This window comes from Vibrio sp. 10N.247.310.17 (assembly GCF_041466605.1).
Classification (GTDB): Bacteria; Pseudomonadota; Gammaproteobacteria; order Enterobacterales; family Vibrionaceae; genus Vibrio; species Vibrio tasmaniensis_A.
In genome coordinates this window covers 155,446-180,307 of sequence record NZ_JBFSTC010000001.1, presented here as the reverse complement: position 1 = coordinate 180,307, position 24,862 = coordinate 155,446, and the positions used below count along the sequence as shown (strand labels likewise).

Here is a 24,862-nt window from a genome sequence, read left to right as displayed (position 1 = left end):
CAAAAGTGCTTAAGGGTATTGTTAACCATCTGTAGGATCGTTCAACTGATCAGGAAAATGCTTAAATGATCAGTGTTACCTTTTCGGGTGGCTTTTATACGAAAATATCGGAAGGAAAGTAATAACTAGAAACAATATTTACGGATCGATTTACTCAGAACATCAATTGTAGGGTCAATAAAATCGAAGCTTAAGAACTCATCCGGTTGGTGAGCTTGGTCGATTGAGCCTGGGCCTAAAACTAAGGTTGGACATAACTCCTGAAGAAAAGGTGCTTCAGTACAATAGTTCACAGTTTGAGATTCGGTTTCACACACCGATTCCATGCCACCGATAAATGGATGATCGTGCTGACACTCATAACCCGGAATCGGCTCATGCAGGGGAGTAATCTCAATTCTGCCCGGCCATTTTGCTTCTACTTCTTTAAGTGCGCTACGCAGCATGTTATCCAAGCCATCTAAGCTAATGCCCGGTAAAGGACGAACATCATAGTGCAGTTCACAACAACCACAGATACGGTTCGCACTGTCGCCACCGTGGATATGACCAAGGTTTAGGGTAGGGCTTGGAATTGCAAAACCTGGGTGGTGGTACTCCTTGACTAACTTGTCACGCAACTGCATTAAAGCAAATAACACTTCATGCATGATCTCGATGGCGTTAACGCCTAAAGCTGGATCTGAAGAGTGACCTGATTTACCCGTTACTCGCACAGCATTAGCGACGTGACCTTTATGACCGCGAATAGGCACTAGGCTGGTCGGCTCACCAATAATGCAGTAGTCCGGTTTAAACGGCGCATTTTCAGTGAAATGACGTGCACCTAGCATAGTGGTTTCTTCGTCACACGTAGCTAAAACATAAAGCGGCTTGGTTTGCTTGCTCCAATCCATTTTCTTAGCAGCTTCATAAACGAAGGCAAAAAAGCCTTTCATATCGGCGGTGCCTAATCCGTAGAAGCGGTTGTTGTGTTCTGTCAATGCGTGAGGGTCGAAGTTCCAACGTCCTTCATCGAATGGCACGGTGTCGCTGTGTCCTGCAAGCAATAAGCCCCCTTCGCCAGAACCCATCTTTGCGACCATATTATGCTTGCCGGGTTCGACTTCCACGACCTCAACGCTAAAGCCTACGTCTTTAAACCATTGAGCCATTTTTTCGATCACTTTCTCGTTGCCATGATCCCAGCTTGGATCTGTTGAGCTAATGGAGTCGGTGGAAATTAGGCCTTTATAGACCTCAAGGAAACTCGGTAATTGCATAATATCTTCACTTCTACTATTGACAGGAAAACCATAAGTCGGTAAAACACATATTAAATCATATTTAATGCATAAGAAATCAAATATAGCTAAAAATTAAGTATGAATAGTCAAATTTGAAATATAACTTACCTCAAGAATGGATGTGTTGAGATGTTGAAAACCACGATCATTGGTGCAAGCGGCTATACAGGAGCAGAACTGGCTCTAATGATAAACAGACACCCTGAGCTCACGCTATCAGGTTTATATGTCTCAGCCAATAGTGTAGATGCGGGCAAACCTATCGCTGCACTGCACGGTAAGTTAGCTGGCCTGATTGATATGCCAGTACAACCTTTAACAAATCCGGAAGAAGTGGCTAAACAGTCTGATGTGATTTTTCTAGCAACGGCACACGAAGTCAGTCACGACCTAGCGCCCATTTTTCTAGAGAACGATTGCCAAGTTTTCGACCTATCGGGTGCATTCAGAGTTAAAGGTGAAAACTTCTATCAAGAGTTTTACGGTTTTGAACATCAACACGAACAATGGCTAGACAAAGCGGCTTACGGTTTAGCGGAATGGAACGAACAAGAAATAAAAGAAGCTCAGCTTGTTGCGGTAGCGGGTTGTTACCCAACGGCATCACAACTGGCGATTAAGCCTTTGGTTGAAGCCAAGTTACTTGATGAGAACCAATGGCCAGTGATTAACGCAACCAGCGGTGTAACTGGTGCAGGCCGCAAGGCGACCATAGTTAACAGCTTCTGCGAAGTGAGCCTGCAAGCTTATGGCGTCTTCAATCACCGTCATCAACCTGAAATGGCCGCACATTTAGGATGTGATGTAATTTTCACCCCGCACCTCGGCAACTTTAAGCGTGGCATTTTAGCGACCATCACCATGAAACTGGCTGACGGTGTGACAGAACAACAGATACAAGATGCCTTCGAGCAAGCTTATCAAGGTAAGCCAGCTGTGAGATTGCTCGAAGAGACATTGCCAAGAATTCAAGATGTAGAACAGACGCCTTTCTGCGACTTAGGTTGGAAGGTTCAAGGTCAGCACATCATCGTTGTTTCAGCGATTGATAACTTATTAAAGGGTGCATCTAGCCAAGCGATGCAGTGTTTGAATTTACGTTATGGTTTTGCGCCATTAACTGCGTTAGTGTAAGGAAATCTAGATATGAGCCTTAATAATCAACCATTAATCATAAAGTTAGGTGGCGCTGCGCTATCTTGTGGTGAAACACTTAGCAAGTTATTTGGTGCTATCTCTGCTTACCAACAACAGGCACAACGACCAATCGTGATTGTTCACGGCGGCGGTTACCTTGTTGATGATTTGATGAATAAGTTGAACCTCGAAACCGTTAAGAAAGAAGGGCTACGTGTTACTCCTTATGATCAGATCCCTGTGATCGCTGGTGCACTAGCGGGCACGGCTAACAAACTACTTCAAGGTCAGGCAATTAAAGACGGTATCAATGCCGTTGGTTTGAGCCTTGCAGATGGTGGTTTATGCAAAGTGAGTGAACTGAACCCTGAATTGGGTGCAGTAGGTAAAGCTGAGCCGGGCGACTCAACCGTTCTGCAAGCGATTCTTAATGCGGGCGCACTGCCAATCATTAGCTCGATTGGTCTGACTGAGCAAGGCCAACTGATGAATGTGAATGCCGACCAAGCTGCGGTTGCCGTTGCAGGTGCGCTTGATGCTGAACTGGTACTGCTTTCTGATGTAAGTGGTGTGTTGGATGGTAAAGGCCACCTCATCCCAAGTCTTAATCAACAACAAGCTGATGACCTTATTACAGGCAAAGTGATTACCGACGGCATGATCGTTAAGGTTCAAGCTGCACTAGAAGCTGCTAACGACCTTGGACGACCAATCGAAGTTGCCACTTGGCGATACCCAGAAAAGCTAACACAACTGTTTTCAGGTAAAAGCATAGGAACACAGTTTTTACCTCAGTAGGTCTCACCACGAGTCACTACTTAAAGAATTTAGACAAATTAAATAAACATATAATTATGAAGTCATTTCCAACGCTGACCGCCATGTGCAGTATGGAAACTAGGAGAAAGAAAATGAGCAAAGTTAACGTAAAGAAAGTTGTAGTAGCCTACTCTGGCGGTCTAGACACATCAGTAATCATTCCATGGTTGAAAGAGAACTATGACTGTGAAGTGGTTGCGTTTGTTGCGGATGTAGGCCAAGGCGATGAAGAGCTGATTGGTATCGAAGAGAAAGCAAAAGCTTCTGGTGCATCTGAGTGCTACATCGCAGACCTTAAAGAAGAGATGGTGGCTGACTACATCTACCCAACACTAAAAACGGGTGCTTACTACGAAGGCAAATACTTGTTAGGTACTTCAATGGCTCGTCCAATCATTGCGAAAGCTCAGGTTGAAGTTGCACGTAAAGTAGGTGCAGATGCATTGTGTCACGGCTGTACAGGTAAGGGTAACGACCAAGTTCGTTTTGAAGGTGCATTTGCTGCACTAGCACCGGATCTACACGTAATTGCACCTTGGCGTGAATGGGATCTAGTGAGCCGTGAAGAGTGTCTAGACTACCTAGCTGAGCGTAACATCCCTTGTACCGCTTCTCTTACTAAGATTTACTCGCGTGATGCAAACGCATGGCACATCTCTACAGAAGGTGGCGTTCTAGAAAATACATGGAACGCACCGGATGAAGATTGCTGGGCTTGGACTGTAGACCCAGAGCAAGCGCCAAACGAATCTGAAACTGTGACGCTTAAAGTTGAAAAAGGTGAAGTGGTAGCGGTTGATGGCGAAACAATGACGCCATACAACGCACTGGTTTACCTAAATGAGAAGGGTGCGAAGCACGGTGTTGGTCGTATCGATATCGTAGAAAACCGTCTTGTTGGCATGAAGTCTCGTGGTTGTTACGAAACTCCAGGTGGCACAATCATGATGGAAGCACTGCGTGCAGTAGAGCAACTGGTTCTTGATAAAGCGGCATTCGAATTCCGTGAAGAGCTAGGTGTTAAAGCTTCTCACCTTGTATACGATGGCCGTTGGTTCACTCCGCTATGTAAGTCAATTCTTGCAGCAACAGATGAGCTAGCACAAGACGTGAATGGTGAAGTGGTTATCAAACTTTACAAAGGCCATGCAACTGTGACTCAGAAGCGTTCTGACAACAGCTTGTACTCAGAAGAGTTTGCAACCTTTGGTGAAGATGAAGTTTACGACCAAAGCCACGCTGAAGGCTTTATCCGTCTTTACTCGCTATCAAGCCGTATCCGTGCTCTGAATAGCCAAAAGTAATCCGAACAATGAGTTAGTGAGCTAGCCTTTTACGAATAACGGAAGGCTAGCAAATAGACATTATTACGCAAAGCCCATCCACTATTGATTAGTGAATGGGCTTTTTTCTATCTATTAGTCTAATAAATCAGCTTCGGTTTTTATCATTGAATGGCATATAATTCGCGAATCACGCTGAAAATAAATAGTGGATTAAATCATTGGTGAATAAATATGTTAAAATAATGAATTAATACTTTATTTTCATTTTGAATTGCCGTAAGTTTAAACCATCAGAAAAATACTGAATTTTAATCAGAATTATCATTTGCAAAAACAGTGAGCACTGTGCAATTAGGAGATACACAATGGCATTATGGGGCGGTAGATTTACCCAAGCAGCAGACACCCGGTTTAAAGATTTTAACGATTCTCTTCGTTTTGATTACCGATTGGCTGAGCAAGACATTGTGGGCTCAATTGCCTGGTCTAAAGCTCTACTGTCGGTCAACGTATTAACCGAAGAAGAGCAACAGAAGCTTGAGTTAGCGTTGAATGAGCTAAAACTTGAGGTGATGGAAGATCCTGAACAGATTCTACGTTCTGATGCAGAAGATATTCACAGCTGGGTCGAGCAACAACTTATCGGCAAAGTCGGTGACTTGGGCAAAAAACTTCACACTGGCCGTTCTCGTAATGACCAAGTGGCGACAGACCTTAAACTATGGTGTCGTCAGCAAGGTAACCAACTGCTACTTGCATTGGATCGCCTACAAAGCCAAATGGTGAACGTCGCTTCTCAGCATCAAGAAACCGTACTTCCTGGCTACACTCACTTACAACGTGCTCAGCCGGTAACTTTTGCTCACTGGTGCTTGGCTTACGTTGAAATGCTTGAGCGTGATTATTCTCGTTTGAATGATGCGATTAAGCGTCTAGATACATGTCCGCTGGGTTCTGGTGCCCTTGCTGGAACTGCTTACCCGATGGACCGTGAAGAGTTAGCTCACAACTTAGGTTTCCATCGTGCAACGCGTAACTCTCTAGATTCAGTATCTGACCGTGATCATGTGATGGAGCTGATGTCGATTGCATCTATCTCAATGCTTCACCTTTCACGTCTTGCAGAAGATATGATTTTCTACAACTCAGGTGAATCAAACTTCATCGAGTTAGCCGATACAGTGACGTCAGGTTCATCTCTGATGCCACAAAAGAAAAATCCAGATGCGCTAGAGCTTATACGTGGCAAAACTGGCCGTGTATACGGTTCATTAGCCGCAATGATGATGACAGTGAAAGCTCTGCCTTTGGCGTACAACAAAGACATGCAAGAAGATAAAGAAGGTCTGTTCGACGCTTTAGATACTTGGAATGATTGTATGGAAATGGCAGCACTCTGTTTTGACGGTATTAAAGTGAACGGCGAACGTACGCTTGAAGCAGCAAAACAAGGCTACGCGAACTCAACAGAACTGGCTGATTACTTAGTAGCGAAAGGCATTCCTTTCCGTGAAGCTCACCATATTGTTGGTGTAACAGTCGTCGCAGCGATTGCTAAAGGCTGTGCATTAGAAGAGTTAACCATCGCAGAGATGAAAGAGTTCTCTGAGGTGATTGAAGAGGATGTGTATGACATCCTGACCATTGAGTCGTGTCTTGAAAAACGTAGTGCGCTAGGTGGTGTATCACCACAACAAGTGGCTTACGCGGTTGACCAAGCAGAGAAGCGTTTATCACAGCGTGATACTTCTATCGTTAAGGTTCGTTCTGCTCGTCTGACCGATATTGAAGCGTTGGAAGGCATGGTGGCCTACTGGGCGAATATGGGTGAAAACCTACCTCGTTCTCGTAATGAACTGGTGCGTGATATTGGTTCGTTTGCCGTCGCAGAGCATCATGGTGAGGTGACAGGTTGTGCATCACTCTATGTGTATGACTCTGGCTTAGCGGAAATTCGTTCGTTAGGTGTTGAAGCTGGTTGGCAAGGCCAAGGGCAGGGCACCGCGATTGTGCAGCACTTGGTTGATAAAGCGCGACAAATGGCGATCAAGAAGGTGTTTGTGCTGACTCGTACCCCAGAGTTCTTTATGAAGCATGACTTCTTACCAACATCAAAATCTCTGTTGCCTGAGAAGGTACTGAAAGATTGTGATCAGTGTCCTCGCCAACATGCATGTGATGAAGTGGCGTTGGAAGTGAACTTGGTTGAACAGATCATCGCAAAGGTGAATGTTGCATAAGGTATTGATTTTATAGCCCCTAAAAAAAGATCAAAAATCTGATCTTTTTTGGGAACAAACTAAGAAAAGTCCGGTCTATTAAAGTACCACTGCTTTTTCTTAGAATTTTCTAAGAAAGCCCTAGAATCGATTGGTTCTGGGGCTTTTTTCTATCTGCTGTTTGGGAAATGATGGGAGCTTGCTAAGTAGGGGCATTTAATTGGGCGTCTGGCCTTTATCGCTTATCTAGCCGTTATCACTTATCTAGCAACGTCTCTCTGTTAACGCTTTTTGTTCCTTAAAGGCAGCACGAAAAATTTCATTATCCAATGTAACGACAGCAACCCACTGAACGCGAAAGCGGCCATCATCAAGGCGATGGCATTGATGGTTTTTGGGTCTTCTTTGAAAAAGAACCACCACACCCCCCAACTTAAAATCGACAACACCATCAGTTGGTTCATACAACGTTGGCAGCGGCCGAGTTTGTTACGGATTTTTTCACTTTTATTGCAATGAATGCATGTCATCTTGGGTTTGATTCGCGTTATGCTTGTTGCCCTGATAATAACACGTCACAAGATATTGGATCACGGTGACACAGAGAGATAAAGTCGATGATTGAGCGCCAAGAAACGAAGCAACGCATGAGCCGTATTGTTAAACACAACGGTACTATCTACCTATGTGGCCAAGTTTGTGCTGATGCAACTAAAGACATCACAGAACAAACACAAACGATGCTGGATAAAGTGGAAGCCCTACTTGAGCAAGCGGGCAGCGATAAAGAGCACATGCTGTCAGCAACGATTTACTTGAAAGACATGAAAGACTTCCAAGAAATGAACGCAGTATGGGATGCATGGGTTCCTGAAGGTCACGCTCCAGCACGCGCATGTGTAACGGGTGATATGGCTCGTGAAGCGCTACTTGTTGAGATCTCTGTGATTGCTGCTGAGAAGTAATTGCTTAAAGCTTTTAGTGACGCAATGGCTTCAAGAGATTCCAGATACCTTGTCCCTCGGTTCTGAAATGACGAGTTTAACTTTGATTAGCTGATGCGTTCAGCCAAAAGAAAAAGGAAAGCCAATGGCTTTCCTTTTTAGTATCTAGTTTCTGTTAATAGAGCAAGCTGCTATCTTTCCTGATGATCTGCGATTAACAACCAGGGCCACAATCTAGACAGTGTTTCACCATCTCTGGACCTAGGTGCAGTTTCGCATTGAGGTCACGTAGCGCTGTTCGCACACCTTCTTCAATCACTGGGTGGTAGAACGGCATGTCTAGCATTTCAGAAACCGTCATCTTGTTCTGGTGTGCCCAAGCTAATAGGTGAGCCAAGTGTTCTGCGTTTGGTCCCATCATTTCAGCACCAAGGAAGCGGCCTGTACCTTGCTCGCCGTATACGTGCAGAATACCTTTGTTGCGCAGCATCACTCGTGAACGACCTTGGTTCTCGAAAGACACATCACCTGTTGCGAAACAACCACATGTGCCTAAGCGTGTGGTGATCTCTTTGTAAGTTTCACCAACCATCGCGATTTGTGGGTCAGAGAATACCGCTGAGATTTTAGAACGGCGTAGGCCTGCACGAATCTCTGGGAAGCGACCTGCGTTATCACCCGCAATACGTGCTTGGTCTGCTGCTTCATGTAGTAGAGGCAGTTGGTTACTTGCGTCACCGGCAATAAATACTGATGGTAGCGATGTTTGTAGTGTGTAGTGGTCTGCGATAGGAACACCACGTTCATCAAGCTCAAGAGAAGTATTCTCTAGACCAAGTTTATCCGTGTTAGGGCGACGACCTGTGGCTGCCAGCACATATTCAACGACGTTAGTTTCGAGTTCACCTTGTTTATTGATGAACTGGATTTCGACACGAGCTTCGCCTGACTCAGTGGTAATACGCTTCATGCTTTCGATTTTCACGTCTGCATCAAGGTAGAGCTCTTCATTAAAGACTTTGTCTGCGTAAGCCATGATCTCTGGGTCGGTCACTGGGCCAACTTGACCACCCAAACCGAACAGTTTGGTCTTTACCCCTAAACGGTGTAGTGACTGACCAAGCTCAAGGCCAATAACACCGGGGCCAAATACCGCCACTGATTCTGGCAGATCATCCCAACTGAACACGTCATCGTTAATGATTAGGCGATCACCAAGCTCATTCCAAACGGCAGGGTATGCAGGGCGAGAGCCTGTTGCGATAACAATACGTTTAGCGGTGACAACCGTGTGGTCATCAATTTGCAGTGTGTTGTCATCTAAGAATTTTGCGTAGCCAGAGATCTTGTCTTGCTCTGGGATTTCATCAACGCCTTCTAAAACAAAACCAACAAAACGGTCACGCTCAAACTTCACTCGGTCCATCACTTCACGGCCGTTAATCACGATATCACCTTGTGGGTGAACGCCAAAAGCCGGCGCTTTCTCGATTTGGTGTACACTTTCAGCCGCTGCAATAAGCAGTTTAGATGGCATACAACCAACACGAGCACAGGTTGTACCGTAAGGGCCGCCTTCAATCATCACAACACTGTCAGTGTGTGCTTTTGCAGCGCGGTAAGATCCTAGACCTGCCGTACCGCCCCCGATAACTGCTACATCTACATTGACTTGTTTCATAATAATTTTCTCGCAATAGCTAAATTTAGTGTGAACGAACCCCTCCAACTCTGGTGATTTTTTGAGTGAGTCAGGATAGCGGGTCAGTTTTGTGATTCTGTTTTATTAGGTTTAGCTTGTCGCTCTGCCTTTATTGCTATCTGCTTCTTGTTACTAACTATAGGTTAGTTAAAGACGGGCGAGTCACAAGCTATATTCTCTTTCCAAAGCTCAGATAAGAGTATTTGGAATAGCTAACCCACAAGAGGGTGGGTTAGCTGATATTGCTTAGTTAACTTAACGATTAAGCTTATATCGATGGTAAGTCATTAACCTAGGAAAGCTTCAAGTTCTTCGCTACCACCGATGTGTTTGCCACCGATGAATACTTGAGGAACCGTTGTACGACCAGAGATTGCACGTAGGCTTACTGTTGTCGCGTCTTTACCTAGTACTACTTCTTCGTAGTTCAAACCTTTGTCGATTAGGTTCTGCTTCGCTTTCATACAGAAAGGACAGCCTGGCTTAGTGAATACTGTGATTGACTCTTGCTCTTTGTGCTCAGGAGCAATGTAGTTAAGCATAGTATCTGCATCAGAAACCTTGAACGGGTCGCCTGGTACGTCTTCTTCGATGAACATTTTTTCTACCACGCCGTTTTTAACCAGCATGCTGTAGCGCCATGAACGTTTGCCGAAGCCGATGTCGTTTTTCTCAACTAGCATACCCATACCGTCTGTGAAATCACCGTTACCATCTGGGATGAATGTGATTTTTTCAGCTTCTTGGTCTGCTTTCCAAGCGTTCATTACGAATGTGTCGTTTACTGAAACACATAGAATGTCATCAACACCGTTTTCTTTGAATACAGAATGTAGCTCGTTGTAACGAGGTAGGTGGCTTGAAGAACATGTTGGTGTAAACGCACCTGGTAAGCTGAATACGATAACTGTCTTGTCTTTGAATAGCTCTTCCGTCGTTACGTTAACCCATGCATCACCTTGGCGAGTTGGGAATGTTACTTGAGGGATTGATTGACCTTCTTTAGATGCAAACATATTGATTTCCTTAAATAGTATTTTAAATTTTGTTCTATCAGAGCTTAACGTTTTTCTTTGCTCTGTTTCGTTTCGTTGAGCCCATTATTAGACAAATCCTTTGATAGCTCTAATCGTTTGATGTTATGGTTTTGATAGGTAAATTCTATCAAGAGCATTTTTCTTTTAAATGTTTCTATGAAACCCCTTGTTCTTATTAAACCAGAGGTAAGAGACTGATCATGAACATTCGTGACTTTGAATACTTGGTGGCGCTCGCAGAGCATAAACACTTCCGAAAAGCGGCAGAAGCGTGCTTTGTCAGTCAGCCGACACTAAGCGGTCAAATACGCAAACTAGAAGATGAAATTGGACTTCAGTTAACCGAGCGTAGTCCAAGGAAGGTCATATTTACAGAATCAGGGTTACAACTTGTTGAACAAGCCAAGCGTATTCTCAATGAAGTAAAGACTTTTAAGGATATGGCAAGTGGACACGGTGAAGCGATGACGGGGCCGATGCACATTGGTTTTATTCCGACCGTTGGCCCTTATATTTTACCTAAGATCATTCCTCATCTTAAAGAGTGCTTTCCCGATCTTGAGCTTTACCTGCATGAAGCGCAGACCCATCAGCTAGTGAGTCAACTTGAAGATGGCAAGCTTGATTGCTTGGTATTGGCTGCAGTTGATGAAACGGCGGCGTTCAAAGAGATTGATGTGTATAACGAACCGTTGAGCGTCGCAGTGCCGTGTGATCATGAGTGGGCTAAGCAAGACACTGTCGATATGTTGCAGTTAAATGGACAAACCGTACTTGCACTGGGTGATGGTCACTGCTTACGAGACCAAGCCTTAGGCTTCTGTTTTGCTGCGGGTGCAAAAGACGATGAGCGCTTTAAAGCGACCAGCTTAGAAACGCTGCGTAACATGGTAGCAGCAGGGGCAGGTATTACCTTGCTTCCTCAGCTATCGGTACCGAAGGAAAAACAGAAAGATGGTGTGTGTTACGTTCCAGCGGTGAACCCAACACCTTCACGTCGCATTGTTGTTGCCTACCGACCGGGCTCTCCGTTAAAGGGGCGCTTTGAGCAATTGGCTGAGGCTATCCGAACTCAATTAGATAAAGCTGTTTAGTAATTTAAATCGTAGATAGCTCTGATTATAGATACAAAAAAAGGGTTGATATGAATACATATCAACCCTTTTTGTTGGTTCATGTTACTTGGTTCAACAAACCCTAACTAGAACAGCTCTTCTACTGCTTCACCTGATGACGTTGAGTAGATGTCATCATTGAAACGTTCAGTAATGTACTCGGTTGGCTCAGTGCCTTTCTCGAAATACTCGAACATTGATGAGCTGTCGAACTTGTTGGTCAGTAAGCCAGTTTCACGGTCGATACGAACGCGAACGATATTTTCTGGAAGCTCTTTACGTTGTGCCGGAACACCCGCTAACGCTGTGCCCATGAAATCAACCCATGCCGGCTCTGCTGTTTTAGCGCCCGCTTCTGCACCTGTAATTTGATTTTTACCAAGGTTAGAGTTCGCTTTGGTTCGACCTAGGTTACGGTTGTGGTTGTCAAAGCCAACCCATACCGTTGCAACCATGCCAGGGCCGTAACCGCTGTACCAAGTATCTTTCGAATCGTTGGTGGTACCGGTTTTTCCGCCAATATCGCGACGCTTCAGCGGTTGAGCACGCCAACCTGTACCATTCCAGCCTGTGCCAGCACTCCAGTCACCGCCGCCCCAGATATTGCTGTACATCATTTCACGAACAAGGAACGCGTTCTGCTCAGTGATCACTTGGGGTGCGTACTGTACTTGGGCATCCACATCTTGCTCGGCAAACTCATCAGCCATTGAATCTGAGGTCATTGGCTGTTGGCAATCGTCTTTACACACTACTTTCGGTGTCGCTTGGAATTCAGTCTCACCAAATGGTGTTTCAATGCGGCTGATGTAGAAAGGTTCAACGTAGTAGCCGCCATTAGCGAATACTGAGTAACCTTGAGCTACCTTCATTGGCGTTAAGCTACCCGCACCCAGAGCAATGGTTTCAGAGCGCGGTACTTCGTCAATATCAAAACCAAATCGAGTTAGGTAGTTACGAGTATCATCCAAGCCCACTTCGCGCAGTACACGTACTGCCATTACGTTTTTAGATTGAGCTAAGCCAATACGTAAACGAGTTGGACCCACATAGGTCGGTGGTGAGTTCTTTGGTCGCCATGCCGTGCCTTGGCTCTTATCCCATTGATTGATAGGCGCATCGTTGATCAGTGAGGCTAGCGTTAAGCCTTTCTCAATCGCTGCTGAGTAGATAAATGGTTTGATACCAGAACCCACCTGACGAATAGATTGCGTTGCACGGTTGAATTTGTTGTGAACAAAGTTAAAGCCACCCACCATCGACAATACCGCGCCGTTGTTCGGGTTCATTGCAACAAAAGCGGTGTTCGCATTGGGTACTTGGCTTAGTCGCCATACAACCGGTGTTTCAGGTTCAGTTGTTGTTTCTTCGGTAGGCTCTTCAGATACTTCATCGCCGGTTACTGCTTCATGGCGAACCCAAACTTGCTCACCAACAGCCAAAATCTCTTTCGCTTGAGAAGGCGCTGGACCTTGGCGGTTGTCCGTTAGGAATTTACGCGCCCAGTTCATGCCTTGCCACTCGATAGTGCCTTCGCCTTGGTTCTTAACCCAAACTTGAGCGCTTTTCGAATCAACAGCGGTTACAACTGCTGGTACTAAGTCACCATAGGTTGGTTGAGACTTAAGGTGCTTAACGATTTGTTTTTGATCCCAAGCCGATTGCGCCGTTTGCCATAATACTTTTTCAGCACCACGGTAACCGTGACGTTCATCGTAGCCAAGTAGGTTCTTAATCGCTGCTTGGTTCGCTGCTTTTTGTAGTTTTGAATCAACGGTGGTGTAGACCTTCATGCCTGATGTGTAAGCGGCTTCACCATAGCGTTCAACCATCCAAGCTCGTGCAACTTCTGCTACATATGGTGCGCTCAGTTCAATCTCGGCACCGTGATATTTCGAGATAAGTTCTTCACTGCGAGCGTCATCGTACTCCGATTGAGTGATGTATTTTTCGTCTAGCATACGACGTAATACCACGTTACGACGGTTGGTCGCACGCTCAACAGAATAAATAGGGTTCATAGTTGAAGGTGCTTTTGGCATGCCCGCAAGCGTAGCCAATTCACTTAAGGTGAGCTCAGGAAGATCCTTACCAAAATAAACACGCGCTGCTGCGCCGAAACCATATGAACGGTGACCAAGGAAGATCTTGTTTACGTAAAGCTCCATGATTTCTTCTTTACTCAGAAGTTGCTCTATGTGGATCGCAATGAAGATCTCTTTGATTTTACGCATGATCTTTTTCTCATTAGATAAGAAGAAGTTACGCGCAAGCTGCTGAGTAATGGTACTTGCCCCTTGTTTGGCTGAACCGGACATAGCAACCACGAGTGCTGCTCGAGTGATACCAATTGGATCAATACCAGGATGCTCGTAAAAGCGGCTATCTTCGGTAGCAATCAAAGCTTCAACTAGGTGGCGAGGAATCTCGTCATAAGTCACTGGATTACGACGCTTTTCACCAAATTGAGAGATCAATTTACCGTCTTGACTGAAGACTTGCATTGGCGTTTGGAGTTCTACGTCACGCAAAGTGGCAACATCAGGCAACTCTGGTTTTACGTAATAGTAAAATCCGAAAATTGTACTGACTCCAAGAATCATGCAAATCAATGTAAATATGAATAATCGCTTTATGAACTTCACCGGATAATCCCTGATTAGTTAAGGCTGATAAGCAGCAAACCCTTGTACTCTAGGTTAAAAACTTAGCTTTCGTTTATTAACGCTTATTTAACTAATAATCACAACCCCTAGATAATCAACGAAATGCTTGGCACTTCAGGAGCTAGGTCACATGGGTTCATCATTAATTACAGGTATAGATATAAATCATCACAGCATCAAAGCCGTGGTACTAAAACCCGTGGGGGAGTTGTATGCCCTAGTGGGATACAAAGAGCTGCCGATTTCGGACGACATTTTTACAGCTAACCATACTTTGGAGTATCAGAAAACTGTTAAGAAACTTAAAGAACTTAGGAAAGGACTGCCTTTTGGCTGTCGCAACGTCGCCATTTCGGTACCCGATAACACGGTGATCAGCAAAGTACTGCAAATAGAGAGTGATTTAGAAGACAGAGAAAAGGAGTTTTCTATCTATCAAACCTTTGCTCATCAATCTCCCTTTCCTATCGAGGAGCTGAGTTTAGATTTTGTAAAGCTGGAAGACAAACGATTTGGTAAAGGATCGACAACTAGCTATCAGATATATGCGACTCGTAAGGAAGTTGTAGACAGTCGAGCGGATGCTTTAAATAAAGCCGGATTTAAACCTGTTGTCATCGACACCCAAGCACATGGTCTGCTCAATATTTGGCAGTTGGCTTCACGCCTTTATCCTGAAAAAAGTAACTGGTTGCTGGTGGACGTGGGAGTTGACCAAACGTCGTTAGGCATTATCCCGCAGGATTCAGCACCTTTCTATAAAGACATCGCCTTTGGTACTCAAGATCTTCGCGGTACTGACAGCCCGAGTTATACAGAAGGTGTGTTCGGCAACGCAGAGGAGACACATCGGTTTATTGTTAATTTGGTTGAAAAGCTTAAGCGACAGTTGCAACTCTATTCCTCAGTGAATGCACTTGAGCCGATATCCGGGATCTGGCTGATGGGCGAAGGAGCCAGCATTCCGATGGTAGTTGAAGATCTAGAGCGCCATTTTCAGATGAGTTGTGAATCGCTCAATCCTTTATCGTTATTTGAGAACAAGGTGGCGAAGCGGCACCAACTGCCGATGAACTGGCAACATTTCGGCATTGCCGCGGGTATGGCGATGAGTGGACTCAAGTGGCAAGGAGAGAAGCATGTTGCATCAAATTAACCTGCTGCCGTGGCGTGATGAGATTCGCGCTCAGCACAAGAAGCGTTTTATTCACCTAGTCATTCTTGGCGTCATCATTGCACTTACAGGGCAATGGGCGGTTGGTCACTATTTTCAAGATCAACAAGCCAAACAGCAAGCTCGCCTCAATTATCTTAATCAATACATTGCCGAGCTCGACCGACAAATTCAATCGTTAAAAGTTGCAGAACAAGAACACAAAGCCATTCTGACTCGACTTGATGTCGTGGAGTCGTTACAGCTTGGCCGTAATAAGACCACCGACTTTATGAATCTAATGCCGGAGCTGATTCCTGAAGGGGTGTATGTCGACAAGATAAAGATGAATGGTCAGGAGATTGAGATGGCCGGTATCAGCGACAGTACGGCTCGCCTCGCCACAATGTTGGACAATCTAGAGCGTTCTGATTCTCTTAAAGGGGTCGAGATGCACTCTATTATCCATAACCGAAAACGCTTCAATAAAGAGTTTCAGACCTTCAAGGTCTCTTTTGTGTTTAGCCCTGTTTCTTTAGAAAACACAACCGCAGAGAGCGCAACCGCGAGCAGAAAAGAGAAGGGGGCAAATCATGGCTAACCTTCAAAGTAGGATTAGCTGGCAAAATAGTGTGAGCTTGCAAGATCTCGATGCTGATGAGATCACCGAATGGCCGTTGTTGCCCCAACTGCTCGTTATTCTGTTGCTGATGATATTAATCCAAGGTGTCGGGACTTGGCTGTATTTGCTGCCTTTAGACGATGAACTGCAGCAGATGAAGCAGCAAGAGCAGACTTTGAAAGCAACGTTAAGGATAAAAGCGAACAAGGTTGCGGCTTTGCCTAAGCTTCAGAGTCAGTTGGATGAGCTAACCAGTCGCTACGACTATCTGTTAGAACAACTACCCGTTCAAAAGGAGCTCGCCAGTATGTTGGCCTCAGTGAATGAACTTGGTTTGGATAATGCGCTGACCTTTACGCGCATTGATTGGGGGCAAAAGCAGAACAAGGAATTCCTCTATCGGTTACCCCTCAATATTGAGCTAACCGGTGATTACCATGAGATTGGCGATTTCTCCGCGGCCATCGCAAAACTGCCACGCATTATTAGCTTCGATGATGTGAATTGGCAGCGAGTCAGTCAAGAAAGCAGCACGCTACATTTCAGGGTTCGAGCTTACACCTATCAGTTTAAATCGGAGGTGAATGATGAAATTCAGTAGCGTCCTTTTGTCCCTATTGTTACTGCTTGTGCTTTCAGGCTGTAAAGCCAGTCAGGATTCGTTAGAAGATTTTGTGAGGCAAGTTGAAGCTAAGGCGAGAAAAGAGGTAGAAAAACTTGTCCCAGAAACGGAGTTCTTAGCCGCAACTTATCAACGCCACGCCTTTCGCCCTCCCTTTGAACTTCCTAAAGAAGCCATGGTTCAAAATCAACCCTTGGTGAAGAAAGACTGTTGGCAGCCGAACGCTCGTTCTCGTATTGGCAAGTTAGAAAAATACCCGCTGAGTAAGCTGCGTTTAAGAGGCGTAATGGGCCGTGGAACAAGCGTTTCAGGGTTAGTACAAACCCCAAAAGGGAACGTGGTCAATGTGAAAAAAGGTCAGTTTATTGGCTTAAACAATGGTCGAGTTACTAAGGTGACGAGCCAGTATGTACAGATTAATGAAACTCTTCCAGATGGTTTAGGTTGTTGGCATAAGCGCAACGTTAGGCTCGCTCTGAAGTAAACCAATGTCACATGATGTGGATATGAGATGTAAATATGATTAAAGGAATAAGTGGATTAGTGAGCAAGGCTCTACAAGGTTTTGCTGTGTCTGTGATGTTGGTGGTTAGCGTGTTCAGCTATGCCGAGAGCTTGCCAAATCAATTGGAAAATATTGATTTTAGGGTCAACAAGGAGAAAGACGCCGTCATCATTATCGAATTGGCAACCAGCACTGCTGTGGTGGATGTTCAACGTGCTCAGGAAGGTTTAAGTATCGAGTTACTCAATACTCAGGTGAATGACGATAAGCTTTACCTCCTGGATGTGAAGGACTTCGCGACCTCAGTTGAAGGTATTGAGGTGTATAAGGAAACGCCCAGTACGCGATTGTTGGCAACGATCGCTGGTGACTATCAATATGAATACAACTTAAAAGGTCGCTTTATTGAGGTAATGATCAGTAGGCCTACTATTGATGAAGTGACAATAGAGAAAAATGTTTTAGAAAAAGAAGGCAAGGTGATATCGATTAACTTCCAAGATATCCCTGTACGTAATGTTTTGCAGCTTATTGCTGATTACAACGATTTCAATCTCGTTGTTTCTGATTCAGTCACGGGTAATCTGACTTTACGTTTAGATGGTGTGCCTTGGCAGCAAGTTCTCGACATTATCTTGCAAGTTAAGGGGTTGGATAAGCGTGTTGATGGCAACGTTATCTTGGTGGCACCTAAAGCTGAGCTCGACCTTAGAGAGCAACAAGCGCTAGAGAAATCTCGTTTGGAAGAAGAGCTAGGTGAACTCAAGTCGGAAATCATCAAGATTAACTTTGCCAAAGCCACCGACATTGCCGACATGATTGGTGGGGAAGGGGCGGTAAGCATGTTGTCCGAGCGAGGCTCGATTACCATTGATGAGCGAACTAACTCCCTGTTGATCCGTGAATTGGAAGAAAACATTGCGGTGATACGAGGCATTATTGAATCGCTAGACATTCCCGTGAAGCAAGTTCAGATAGAAGCACGTATTGTCACTGTTACTGAGGGTAATCTTGATGAACTAGGAGTGCGTTGGGGCGTTTCCTCGACTAACGGAAGCTTCAAAGTTGGCGGCTCGATAGAGGGCAACCATCCATCGCAAATTACGCCGTATGACGACAATGGTGGGAATAGTGCGATTGACGATTTCCTCAACGTTAATTTAGGATCAACTTCCCCGAGCGCGTCGAGTATTGCGTTTCAGGTAGCCAAGCTGGGTTCTGATACCTTGCTTGATCTTGAATTGTCAGCACTGCAACAAGAGTCGAAAGCAGAGATTATTTCTAGCCCACGCTTAATTACCACCAATAAAAAACCCGCTTATATTGAGCAAGGTACTGAAATCCCTTATTTAGAGTCTTCTTCAAGTGGTGCTACTTCAGTCGCATTTAAGAAAGCGGTATTGAGTCTCAAGGTGACTCCGCAGATCACCCCCGATAATCGTTTGGTATTGGATTTGAGCGTGACTCAAGATAGGCCAGGGCAAGTGGTGAAAACCGGCACCGGTGAAGCGGTCGCTATTGATACGCAAAGAATTGGTACGCAAGTGCTTGTTAATAATGGTGAAACGGTCGTGTTGGGTGGTATTTTTCAACACAGTGTGAGCAGCCAAGTTGATAAAGTTCCACTGTTAGGAGACCTTCCTGTTCTTGGCGCATTGTTCCGTCGTAGCTATGAAAATGTAGGCAAAAGTGAACTACTTATTTTTGTTACACCTAAAGTTGTGATTCAGTAATGAGCAATTAGATTAAAAATAAAGTTGCATTAGTGGCACCTAACCTTGATAATTTCGGGTCTTATCACGAATTATCTGTGAGGAATCGGTGCCACGGGCCTTTTAATTTCAGTACTTGTACTGACCTACCTTGTGGCGATGTCATTGAATTAACGTTGTAAATTACTGCTAAAAACATGGCTGAGAAACGCAATATTTTTCTTGTTGGCCCAATGGGCGCCGGCAAAAGTACAATTGGTAGACACCTAGCTTCCCAACTTCATATGGAGTTTCTAGACTCTGACACTGTGATCGAAGAGCGCACTGGCGCAGACATCGCATGGGTTTTTGATGTTGAGGGCGAAGATGGTTTCCGTAAGCGCGAAGAATCTGTAATCAACGATCTGACAGAAGAACAAGGTATTGTTCTTGCGACAGGTGGTGGTTCAGTGCTGAGCAAAGAAAACCGTAACCGTCTATCTGCACGAGGCATTGTTGTATACCTAGAGACAACAATTGAAAAGCAACTTGCTCGCACTAACCGCGACAAGAAACGCCCTCTACTTCAAACAGACAACCCGCGTGATGTGCTAGAAGATCTAGCTGTATCTCGCAACGCACTATACGAAGAAGTGGCGGACTACACAGTTCGTACTGACGACCAAAGTGCAAAAGTGGTAGCCAACCAGATCGTAAAAATGCTAGAAGAACGTTAAGTTCATTTTTCGGAGAGCAAACCCATGGAACGGATTACGGTCAATCTAGCTGAGCGTAGCTACCCTATCTCTATTGGCGCCGGGTTATTTGAAGACCCGGCGTACCTTTCTTTTTTATCAGGTAAGCAGAAAGTTGTTGTTATCAGTAATGTGACAGTAGCGCCTCTTTATGCTGATAAAATTTTATCGCTATTGGATCAAGTCGGCTGTCAAACATCTCTTCTCGAGCTGCCAGACGGTGAACAGTACAAAAACCTTGAAACGTTCAATTCAGTGATGAGCTACATGCTTGAAGGAAATTACAGCCGCGATGTGGTGGTGATTGCTTTAGGTGGTGGTGTTATCGGTGATTTGGTTGGTTTTGCTGCTTCTTGTTATCAACGCGGTATTGATTTCATTCAAATCCCGACGACCCTTCTTTCTCAAGTGGACTCCTCTGTAGGTGGTAAAACGGCAGTGAACCATCCCCTTGGCAAGAATATGATCGGCGCTTTTTACCAACCAAAATCTGTCATCATCGATACTAACTGCCTATCAACGCTTCCAGAGCGTGAGTTTGCAGCGGGCATGGCTGAGGTGATCAAATACGGCATCATTTACGATGAAGCCTTTTTTGGCTGGTTGGAGCAGAATCTAGAGAAACTGTATCAACTTGATGAAGACGCACTGATTACCGCGATTGCTCGTTGTTGTGCAATTAAGGCTGAAGTGGTTGCTATCGATGAAAAAGAGTCAGGAATCAGAGCGTTATTGAACCTAGGTCATACATTTGGTCATGCGATTGAAGCAGAACTAGGCTATGGTAATTGGCTACATGGTGAAGCTGTGTCGTCAGGCACTGTAATGGCAGCAAAAACCGCCCAATTACAGGGACTGATTTCTCAGCAGCAACTTGAGCGAATTATTTCTATACTCAAGAATGCGAAACTACCAATCCATACGCCAGAAAGCATGTCTTTTGAAGACTTTATGAAGCACATGATGCGCGATAAAAAAGTGCTGTCTGGTCAGTTGCGTCTGGTATTACCAACAAGTATTGGTACTGCTGAAGTGGTTGCTGATGTACCTCAAGACATCATTAAACAAGCGATTGATTTCTGCCGTACTCTTTAAATTCGGTTGTGAGGTTGCCTAGCTAAAAGTTAGGCAACTGAAGCGCTTTACAGATCGAACTTATCAGTAGGGATCCCCAATGAGTTTGGCTCATGATTTAAGAGTATTGGAGTTAGAGTCTCAAGTTGAGTTGCTAGAGCGTTTACAGCTTTTAACTAACTTTGGTTCAAACTTTGTAAATGTTGCTGGTAAAACGGGTTCTGGCCGATCTTGGTTAGCTCAGCGTTATCTTGAAGCATGGTCGACAGAAAAAAATCAGTGTTTACTGCTTTGTCACCCAAGCCAAGACGATCAACAGCGCCGCGCACTTATTCTTAGTCAGATTGTTTCTGACCCACTCTTTAATCAACATGATTCTTTATCTGATAGCCTTGCTAGGTTACTGGATGGAGATACGTGTAATGTGCTTATTGTCATTGATGACGCCCACCGATTGTCTGAGCTACTGGTATCAGAATTATGGATGTTGGTACTTGAATCTCAATCAAACCCTCAATGGACGATTAATATCGTTCTGTTCTCGCAAACTGGTCACCTAGACACGCTATTAACACGACTTAGTTACGGTCAGCCGCACAAACCTATCGCCCTTGAGATCGATGATCTTTCGCAACCAGAAGCTGAACATTTCTTTGAGTCACTGGTGATTCGATATGTCGATGATGAGTCAGAATCTCGGGTGCGAAATGTATTTAAAAAAGCGCAACCTTTGCCCGGTGAGCTAATGGCCTTAGGAGAATTGAAAGTGGAAAAAAGGATTATTATTCGCTCAATCATTGGTTCACCTATCAATATTGCGATTGTGGTGGCGTTTTTGTTGCTTGTTATCGGCGGCGGTTACTGGTGGATGTTTAATCAACCAACGCCTGACGATAAAGCGCAATCTATTATCGCCCCTATTGAGCAGACAGTTATTCCAACGTTGGAAGTGGAAAATGTAACTGAGCAAGCCACAATCGACGGAACTGTCGATTCTGAAGCCGAAGTTGATATGAGTTATCAAGGTGCTGACGATGATAGCTCTTCTCTGCCGCCGGTCGTGGTTGAAGAGACAGCCAGTGTTGGTCAGGTAGAACAAGATCAGCAACGTGTGGTGATCACCTCTGATGTGGTCGATGCTTTGCTTGATGATAAACCTGAGAGTGTTGATACCAGTGCAATTGAAGCTGTAGTTGAAGAAAAGACAGATGCAGTCGTTATCCCGCAGCCTGATGTTGTGGAACGTGAGTCATTGCCGGCAACGAATGAAGGTTCAGAGCTAACACAATCAGCACCTCCGACAAAAAAAATCACATTCTCATTTGCACGCGAAGAGCTACAAGCTATCTCGCCGCGCGCTTATACCCTGCAGTTGAGTGCGATGACATCATTGGAAGATGTACAATCTTTCATTGAAGAGTATGAGCTTGAGAACAAGGTTCGTATTTACCCAACACTTCGTAACGACACCAAGTGGTTTATTATCACTTATCAAGATTACCCAACGATTCAAGTGGCGCGAGATGCGGCAAGTGCGTTATCAAAACCACTTCAACAGTTGGAACCTTGGGCAAAATCGATGAATCAAGTGCATCGAGAGATAGAACGTGCGAAATAACCCTGAGCTTAGCCTCAAAATATGTTACATTCCGCAGCCTTATTTTTGAGTTGATAGATAGAGCAGTAAATGAAAAAGCAGCGTGCCTTTCTAAAATGGGCTGGTGGTAAATATGGCCTAGTTGAAGACATCCAACGTCACCTGCCACCTGCTCGTAAATTGGTAGAACCGTTTGTCGGTGCCGGATCAGTATTTCTGAATACTGATTTTGAACAGTACCTACTTGCAGATATTAATCCTGATCTTATCAACCTATACAATCTACTTAAAACCGATCCTGAAACCTATATCACTGAAGCGAAGCGTTGGTTCTGTCCGGAGAATAACCGTAGAGAAGTGTTCTTAGATGTTCGCGCTGAGTTCAATGGTACAGATAACGTTATGTATCGCTCGTTAGCTTTCTTGTACATGAACCGATTTGGCTTCAATGGCTTGTGTCGTTACAACAAGAAGGGCGGTTTTAACGTTCCGTTTGGTTCTTATAAAAAACCTTATTTCCCTGAAGCCGAGCTAGAGTTTTTTGCTGAGAAAGCGAAAAAAGCCACCTTCGTCTGTGAGGGATACCATGAAACCTTTAGCCGCGCGCGCAAAGGTTGCGTGGTTTACTGTGACCCTCCATACGCACCGCTGTCGAACACGGCTAACTTTACCTCTTACGCAGGTAATGGTTTTAGCTTAGATGACCAAGCTGCACTGGCGGATGTCGCTGAAAAAGCGGCGATGGAACGCGATATTCCTGTCTTGATTTCAAACCATGACACCACCTTAACGCGCCGTTTATACCATGGTGCGGAACTGAACGTGGTCAAGGTTAAGCGCACCATTAGCCGTAATGGCGCAGGGCGCAATAAAGTTGATGAGTTACTGGCGCTTTTCCATAAAGAGAAAAACCAGCAACACGCTTCAACAGAATTGCCGTCGTTAGCATAATCCTCGAACTCATTAAATTGAGTGACCCACGGGTACTTTCTTAAACTAATCTTTCGAACTGCTAGGATCTGCTTAGGTGCTTAGGTAGAATTGCACACCAAATAGTCTTGGGATTGAGTCTTGTACTTGTGTATGAGAGGTCACAAGGCGGTGATATTCGCAATTTACTCACTCTTAAGAGGTTTGGTATGAAAGATTTTCTAATCGCTCCATCGATTTTGTCTGCAGATTTTGCTCGTCTTGGTGAAGACGTCGAAAAAGTACTCGCAGCCGGTGCCGACGTTGTGCACTTCGATGTGATGGATAACCACTACGTACCTAACCTGACTTTTGGTGCACCGATCTGTAAAGCGTTGCGCGACTACGGCATCACAGCTCCTATCGATGTTCACCTAATGGTTAAGCCAGTAGACAGCATCGTACCTGAGTTTGCTAAAGCCGGTGCATCAATGATTACCTTTCACGTTGAAGCGTCTGAGCACGTTGACCGTACTCTACAGCTAATCAAAGAACACGGCTGTAAAGCGGGTGTCGTACTTAACCCAGCAACGCCACTTTCTTGCCTTGATTACATCTTAGATAAAGTAGATATGATTCTACTAATGTCTGTGAACCCTGGCTTTGGCGGTCAATCTTTCATTCCTCACACTCTCGATAAGCTGCGCGCTGTTCGTAAACTTATTGATGAATCAGGCCGTGATATCCGCCTTGAGATTGATGGCGGCGTGAAGGTAGATAATATCCGTGAAATCGCAGAAGCGGGCGCAGACATGTTTGTTGCAGGTTCCGCTATCTTCAATCAACCAGATTACAAAGAAGTGATTGATGAGATGCGTGCAGAGCTTGCAAAAGTTAACGCATAAAAGTAGAACTAGGGTCTGTTGACCTAAGATCAAAAAATTTAAATTAAGGGGCTAATTGGCCCCTTTTTTACGTCTTGGAGCTCAACTCATAAGACGAACATAATAAATAGGAAAGTAAGATGTCATTAAGCTCAATAAAACTGATTGCCTTTGATTTGGATGGAACCTTGTTAGATAGCGTGCCTGATTTGGCTGTCGCCGCTGACCAAGCTTGTCAGGAACTGGGTTTTTCTTCAGTAAGCGAAGAACAAGTTCGCGACTATGTGGGTAATGGTGCTGATGTTCTTATTGGACGTTCATTGAGCCGTAATCTTACGGTTGATCCAAGCCTAGAGCCTGAGCTTCTGAAGAAAGCGCGTATCCTGTTTGATGATTTCTACGAGCAGGGCGGCCATAAGCTGAGTCACCTTTATCCATCGGTTAAAGAGACGTTAGCTGAGCTAGATAAAGCGGGCTTCACCATGGCGCTTGTCACCAACAAGCCTTCGAAATTTGTACCAGATGTTCTGGCGCAGCACGGTATCGATAAGTATTTTGTTGATGTGTTGGGTGGCGACTCTTTCCCAGAGAAAAAGCCGAATCCAGTAGCGTTGAACTGGTTGCTAGAAAAGCACAATGTAAAAGCTGAAGAGATGCTGATGGTAGGCGATTCAAGCAACGACATCAAAGCGGCTAAGAACGCAGGCTGCCACTCGTTTGGTCTGACTTACGGCTATAACCACGGTGAGCCGATTTCAGTATCAAACCCTGACTATGTCGCAGACAACATTGCACAATTACTAGATGTCGTTCTAGTTTCAGCATAAAGCGGACAAAAG

Annotated in this window: 22 protein-coding genes; 17 read left to right on the top strand and 5 right to left on the bottom strand. The window is 44.8% G+C overall.

Features of this window, described 5'->3' with window-relative positions; all coding sequences use genetic code 11:
- Nucleotides 1-125: 125 nt before the first annotated feature.
- Nucleotides 126-1,262, bottom strand: a complete 1,137-nt coding sequence (argE, locus tag AB6D80_RS00795) for an acetylornithine deacetylase (RefSeq protein WP_009848891.1) — start codon at nt 1,260-1,262, stop codon at nt 126-128.
- 153 nt (nt 1,263-1,415) lie between these two features.
- Between argE and argC the strand changes: the two genes are divergently transcribed.
- The 4 genes from argC to argH all read left to right on the top strand — a co-directional run bounded on the left by argC (nt 1,416) and on the right by argH (nt 6,768).
- Complete coding sequence (gene argC, locus AB6D80_RS00790; RefSeq protein WP_371707575.1) at nt 1,416-2,420, top strand: N-acetyl-gamma-glutamyl-phosphate reductase; 1,005 nt, start codon at nt 1,416-1,418, stop codon at nt 2,418-2,420.
- Between the two features lie 12 nt (nt 2,421-2,432).
- Entirely contained in the window at nt 2,433-3,221 is a 789-nt protein-coding gene (gene argB / locus AB6D80_RS00785) for an acetylglutamate kinase (RefSeq protein WP_017061138.1), read from the top strand.
- A gap of 113 nt (nt 3,222-3,334) precedes the next feature.
- Nucleotides 3,335-4,546: an argininosuccinate synthase gene (locus AB6D80_RS00780; protein ID WP_372187538.1), complete on the top strand. Its 1,212-nt coding sequence runs from the start codon at nt 3,335-3,337 to the stop codon at nt 4,544-4,546.
- Between the two features lie 347 nt (nt 4,547-4,893).
- Nucleotides 4,894-6,768 carry an argininosuccinate lyase gene (gene argH / locus AB6D80_RS00775; RefSeq protein WP_009848895.1) on the top strand — a complete coding sequence of 625 codons (1,875 nt, stop codon included), beginning with the start codon at nt 4,894-4,896 and terminating at the stop codon, nt 6,766-6,768.
- 260 nt (nt 6,769-7,028) lie between these two features.
- Here argH and AB6D80_RS00770 read toward each other — a convergent pair whose 3' ends face one another.
- Nucleotides 7,029-7,277, bottom strand: coding sequence for a DUF3624 domain-containing protein (locus tag AB6D80_RS00770; RefSeq protein WP_012604954.1), 249 nt, complete (start codon nt 7,275-7,277; stop codon nt 7,029-7,031).
- Nucleotides 7,278-7,364: 87 nt separating this feature from the next.
- On the opposite strand from AB6D80_RS00770, the gene AB6D80_RS00765 reads away from it, so the two are divergent.
- A complete protein-coding gene (locus AB6D80_RS00765; RefSeq protein ID WP_004729674.1) occupies nt 7,365-7,712 on the top strand; it encodes a RidA family protein in 348 nt (115 codons plus the stop codon).
- A 193-nt stretch (nt 7,713-7,905) separates the two neighbouring features.
- On the opposite strand, the gene AB6D80_RS00760 is transcribed toward AB6D80_RS00765, so the two are convergent.
- A complete protein-coding gene (locus AB6D80_RS00760) occupies nt 7,906-9,372 on the bottom strand; it encodes a dihydrolipoyl dehydrogenase (protein ID WP_372187536.1) in 1,467 nt (488 codons plus the stop codon).
- 308 nt (nt 9,373-9,680) lie between these two features.
- Nucleotides 9,681-10,409 (bottom strand): glutathione peroxidase, encoded by a 729-nt coding sequence (locus tag AB6D80_RS00755; protein WP_010435300.1) that lies wholly within the window; start codon nt 10,407-10,409, stop codon nt 9,681-9,683.
- Between the two features lie 221 nt (nt 10,410-10,630).
- On the opposite strand from AB6D80_RS00755, the gene oxyR reads away from it, so the two are divergent.
- Nucleotides 10,631-11,524, top strand: coding sequence for a DNA-binding transcriptional regulator OxyR (gene oxyR, locus AB6D80_RS00750; protein ID WP_017103618.1), 894 nt, complete (start codon nt 10,631-10,633; stop codon nt 11,522-11,524).
- 107 nt (nt 11,525-11,631) lie between these two features.
- Here the strand turns inward: oxyR and AB6D80_RS00745 are convergent, their stop codons facing one another.
- Nucleotides 11,632-14,190 (bottom strand): penicillin-binding protein 1A, encoded by a 2,559-nt coding sequence (locus AB6D80_RS00745; protein WP_371702132.1) that lies wholly within the window; start codon nt 14,188-14,190, stop codon nt 11,632-11,634.
- 151 nt (nt 14,191-14,341) lie between these two features.
- Between AB6D80_RS00745 and pilM the strand changes: the two genes are divergently transcribed.
- From pilM to AB6D80_RS00690, 11 genes are all read left to right on the top strand, one after another.
- Nucleotides 14,342-15,367 carry a type IV pilus assembly protein PilM gene (pilM, locus tag AB6D80_RS00740; RefSeq protein ID WP_371702134.1) on the top strand — a complete coding sequence of 342 codons (1,026 nt, stop codon included), beginning with the start codon at nt 14,342-14,344 and terminating at the stop codon, nt 15,365-15,367.
- Complete coding sequence (locus tag AB6D80_RS00735) at nt 15,351-15,965, top strand: PilN domain-containing protein (protein WP_065679726.1); 615 nt, start codon at nt 15,351-15,353, stop codon at nt 15,963-15,965. Before pilM ends, AB6D80_RS00735 begins: the two co-directional genes overlap by 17 nt.
- Nucleotides 15,958-16,587 (top strand): type 4a pilus biogenesis protein PilO, encoded by a 630-nt coding sequence (locus tag AB6D80_RS00730; RefSeq protein ID WP_017100002.1) that lies wholly within the window; start codon nt 15,958-15,960, stop codon nt 16,585-16,587. The genes AB6D80_RS00735 and AB6D80_RS00730 overlap by 8 nt, the downstream gene beginning before the upstream one ends.
- Entirely contained in the window at nt 16,574-17,092 is a 519-nt protein-coding gene (locus AB6D80_RS00725) for a pilus assembly protein PilP (protein WP_371702152.1), read from the top strand. The genes AB6D80_RS00730 and AB6D80_RS00725 overlap by 14 nt, the downstream gene beginning before the upstream one ends.
- A gap of 35 nt (nt 17,093-17,127) precedes the next feature.
- A complete protein-coding gene (locus AB6D80_RS00720; protein WP_372187534.1) occupies nt 17,128-18,846 on the top strand; it encodes a type IV pilus secretin PilQ in 1,719 nt (572 codons plus the stop codon).
- A 176-nt stretch (nt 18,847-19,022) separates the two neighbouring features.
- Nucleotides 19,023-19,541 (top strand): shikimate kinase AroK, encoded by a 519-nt coding sequence (aroK, locus tag AB6D80_RS00715; RefSeq protein ID WP_009848907.1) that lies wholly within the window; start codon nt 19,023-19,025, stop codon nt 19,539-19,541.
- Nucleotides 19,542-19,565: 24 nt separating this feature from the next.
- Nucleotides 19,566-20,654 (top strand): 3-dehydroquinate synthase, encoded by a 1,089-nt coding sequence (gene aroB / locus AB6D80_RS00710; protein ID WP_012604944.1) that lies wholly within the window; start codon nt 19,566-19,568, stop codon nt 20,652-20,654.
- Nucleotides 20,655-20,733: 79 nt separating this feature from the next.
- A complete protein-coding gene (locus AB6D80_RS00705) occupies nt 20,734-22,251 on the top strand; it encodes an SPOR domain-containing protein (RefSeq protein WP_371995654.1) in 1,518 nt (505 codons plus the stop codon).
- A 69-nt stretch (nt 22,252-22,320) separates the two neighbouring features.
- Complete coding sequence (locus AB6D80_RS00700; protein WP_372187532.1) at nt 22,321-23,181, top strand: Dam family site-specific DNA-(adenine-N6)-methyltransferase; 861 nt, start codon at nt 22,321-22,323, stop codon at nt 23,179-23,181.
- A 188-nt stretch (nt 23,182-23,369) separates the two neighbouring features.
- Complete coding sequence (gene rpe / locus AB6D80_RS00695; protein ID WP_029222055.1) at nt 23,370-24,044, top strand: ribulose-phosphate 3-epimerase; 675 nt, start codon at nt 23,370-23,372, stop codon at nt 24,042-24,044.
- A 119-nt stretch (nt 24,045-24,163) separates the two neighbouring features.
- On the top strand, nt 24,164-24,850 hold the full coding sequence (locus AB6D80_RS00690) for a phosphoglycolate phosphatase (protein WP_102544832.1): 687 nt from the start codon (nt 24,164-24,166) through the stop codon (nt 24,848-24,850).
- Nucleotides 24,851-24,862 lie beyond the last annotated feature (12 nt).

Excerpts from the sequence above, each read along its gene's own strand:
- argE (WP_009848891.1), bottom strand. The coding sequence starts at position 1,262 with ATGCAATTACCGAGTTTCCTTGAGGTCTATAAAGGCCTAATTTCCACC.
- argC (WP_371707575.1), top strand. The coding sequence starts at position 1,416 with ATGTTGAAAACCACGATCATTGGTGCAAGCGGCTATACAGGAGCAGAA.
- argB (WP_017061138.1), top strand. The coding sequence starts at position 2,433 with ATGAGCCTTAATAATCAACCATTAATCATAAAGTTAGGTGGCGCTGCG.
- AB6D80_RS00780 (WP_372187538.1), top strand. The coding sequence starts at position 3,335 with ATGAGCAAAGTTAACGTAAAGAAAGTTGTAGTAGCCTACTCTGGCGGT.
- argH (WP_009848895.1), top strand. The coding sequence starts at position 4,894 with ATGGCATTATGGGGCGGTAGATTTACCCAAGCAGCAGACACCCGGTTT.
- AB6D80_RS00770 (WP_012604954.1), bottom strand. The coding sequence starts at position 7,277 with ATGACATGCATTCATTGCAATAAAAGTGAAAAAATCCGTAACAAACTC.
- AB6D80_RS00765 (WP_004729674.1), top strand. The coding sequence starts at position 7,365 with ATGATTGAGCGCCAAGAAACGAAGCAACGCATGAGCCGTATTGTTAAA.
- AB6D80_RS00760 (WP_372187536.1), bottom strand. The coding sequence starts at position 9,372 with ATGAAACAAGTCAATGTAGATGTAGCAGTTATCGGGGGCGGTACGGCA.
- AB6D80_RS00755 (WP_010435300.1), bottom strand. The coding sequence starts at position 10,409 with ATGTTTGCATCTAAAGAAGGTCAATCAATCCCTCAAGTAACATTCCCA.
- oxyR (WP_017103618.1), top strand. The coding sequence starts at position 10,631 with ATGAACATTCGTGACTTTGAATACTTGGTGGCGCTCGCAGAGCATAAA.
- pilM (WP_371702134.1), top strand. The coding sequence starts at position 14,342 with ATGGGTTCATCATTAATTACAGGTATAGATATAAATCATCACAGCATC.
- AB6D80_RS00735 (WP_065679726.1), top strand. The coding sequence starts at position 15,351 with ATGTTGCATCAAATTAACCTGCTGCCGTGGCGTGATGAGATTCGCGCT.
- AB6D80_RS00730 (WP_017100002.1), top strand. The coding sequence starts at position 15,958 with ATGGCTAACCTTCAAAGTAGGATTAGCTGGCAAAATAGTGTGAGCTTG.
- AB6D80_RS00725 (WP_371702152.1), top strand. The coding sequence starts at position 16,574 with ATGAAATTCAGTAGCGTCCTTTTGTCCCTATTGTTACTGCTTGTGCTT.
- AB6D80_RS00720 (WP_372187534.1), top strand. The coding sequence starts at position 17,128 with ATGATTAAAGGAATAAGTGGATTAGTGAGCAAGGCTCTACAAGGTTTT.
- aroK (WP_009848907.1), top strand. The coding sequence starts at position 19,023 with ATGGCTGAGAAACGCAATATTTTTCTTGTTGGCCCAATGGGCGCCGGC.
- aroB (WP_012604944.1), top strand. The coding sequence starts at position 19,566 with ATGGAACGGATTACGGTCAATCTAGCTGAGCGTAGCTACCCTATCTCT.
- AB6D80_RS00705 (WP_371995654.1), top strand. The coding sequence starts at position 20,734 with ATGAGTTTGGCTCATGATTTAAGAGTATTGGAGTTAGAGTCTCAAGTT.
- AB6D80_RS00700 (WP_372187532.1), top strand. The coding sequence starts at position 22,321 with ATGAAAAAGCAGCGTGCCTTTCTAAAATGGGCTGGTGGTAAATATGGC.
- rpe (WP_029222055.1), top strand. The coding sequence starts at position 23,370 with ATGAAAGATTTTCTAATCGCTCCATCGATTTTGTCTGCAGATTTTGCT.
- AB6D80_RS00690 (WP_102544832.1), top strand. The coding sequence starts at position 24,164 with ATGTCATTAAGCTCAATAAAACTGATTGCCTTTGATTTGGATGGAACC.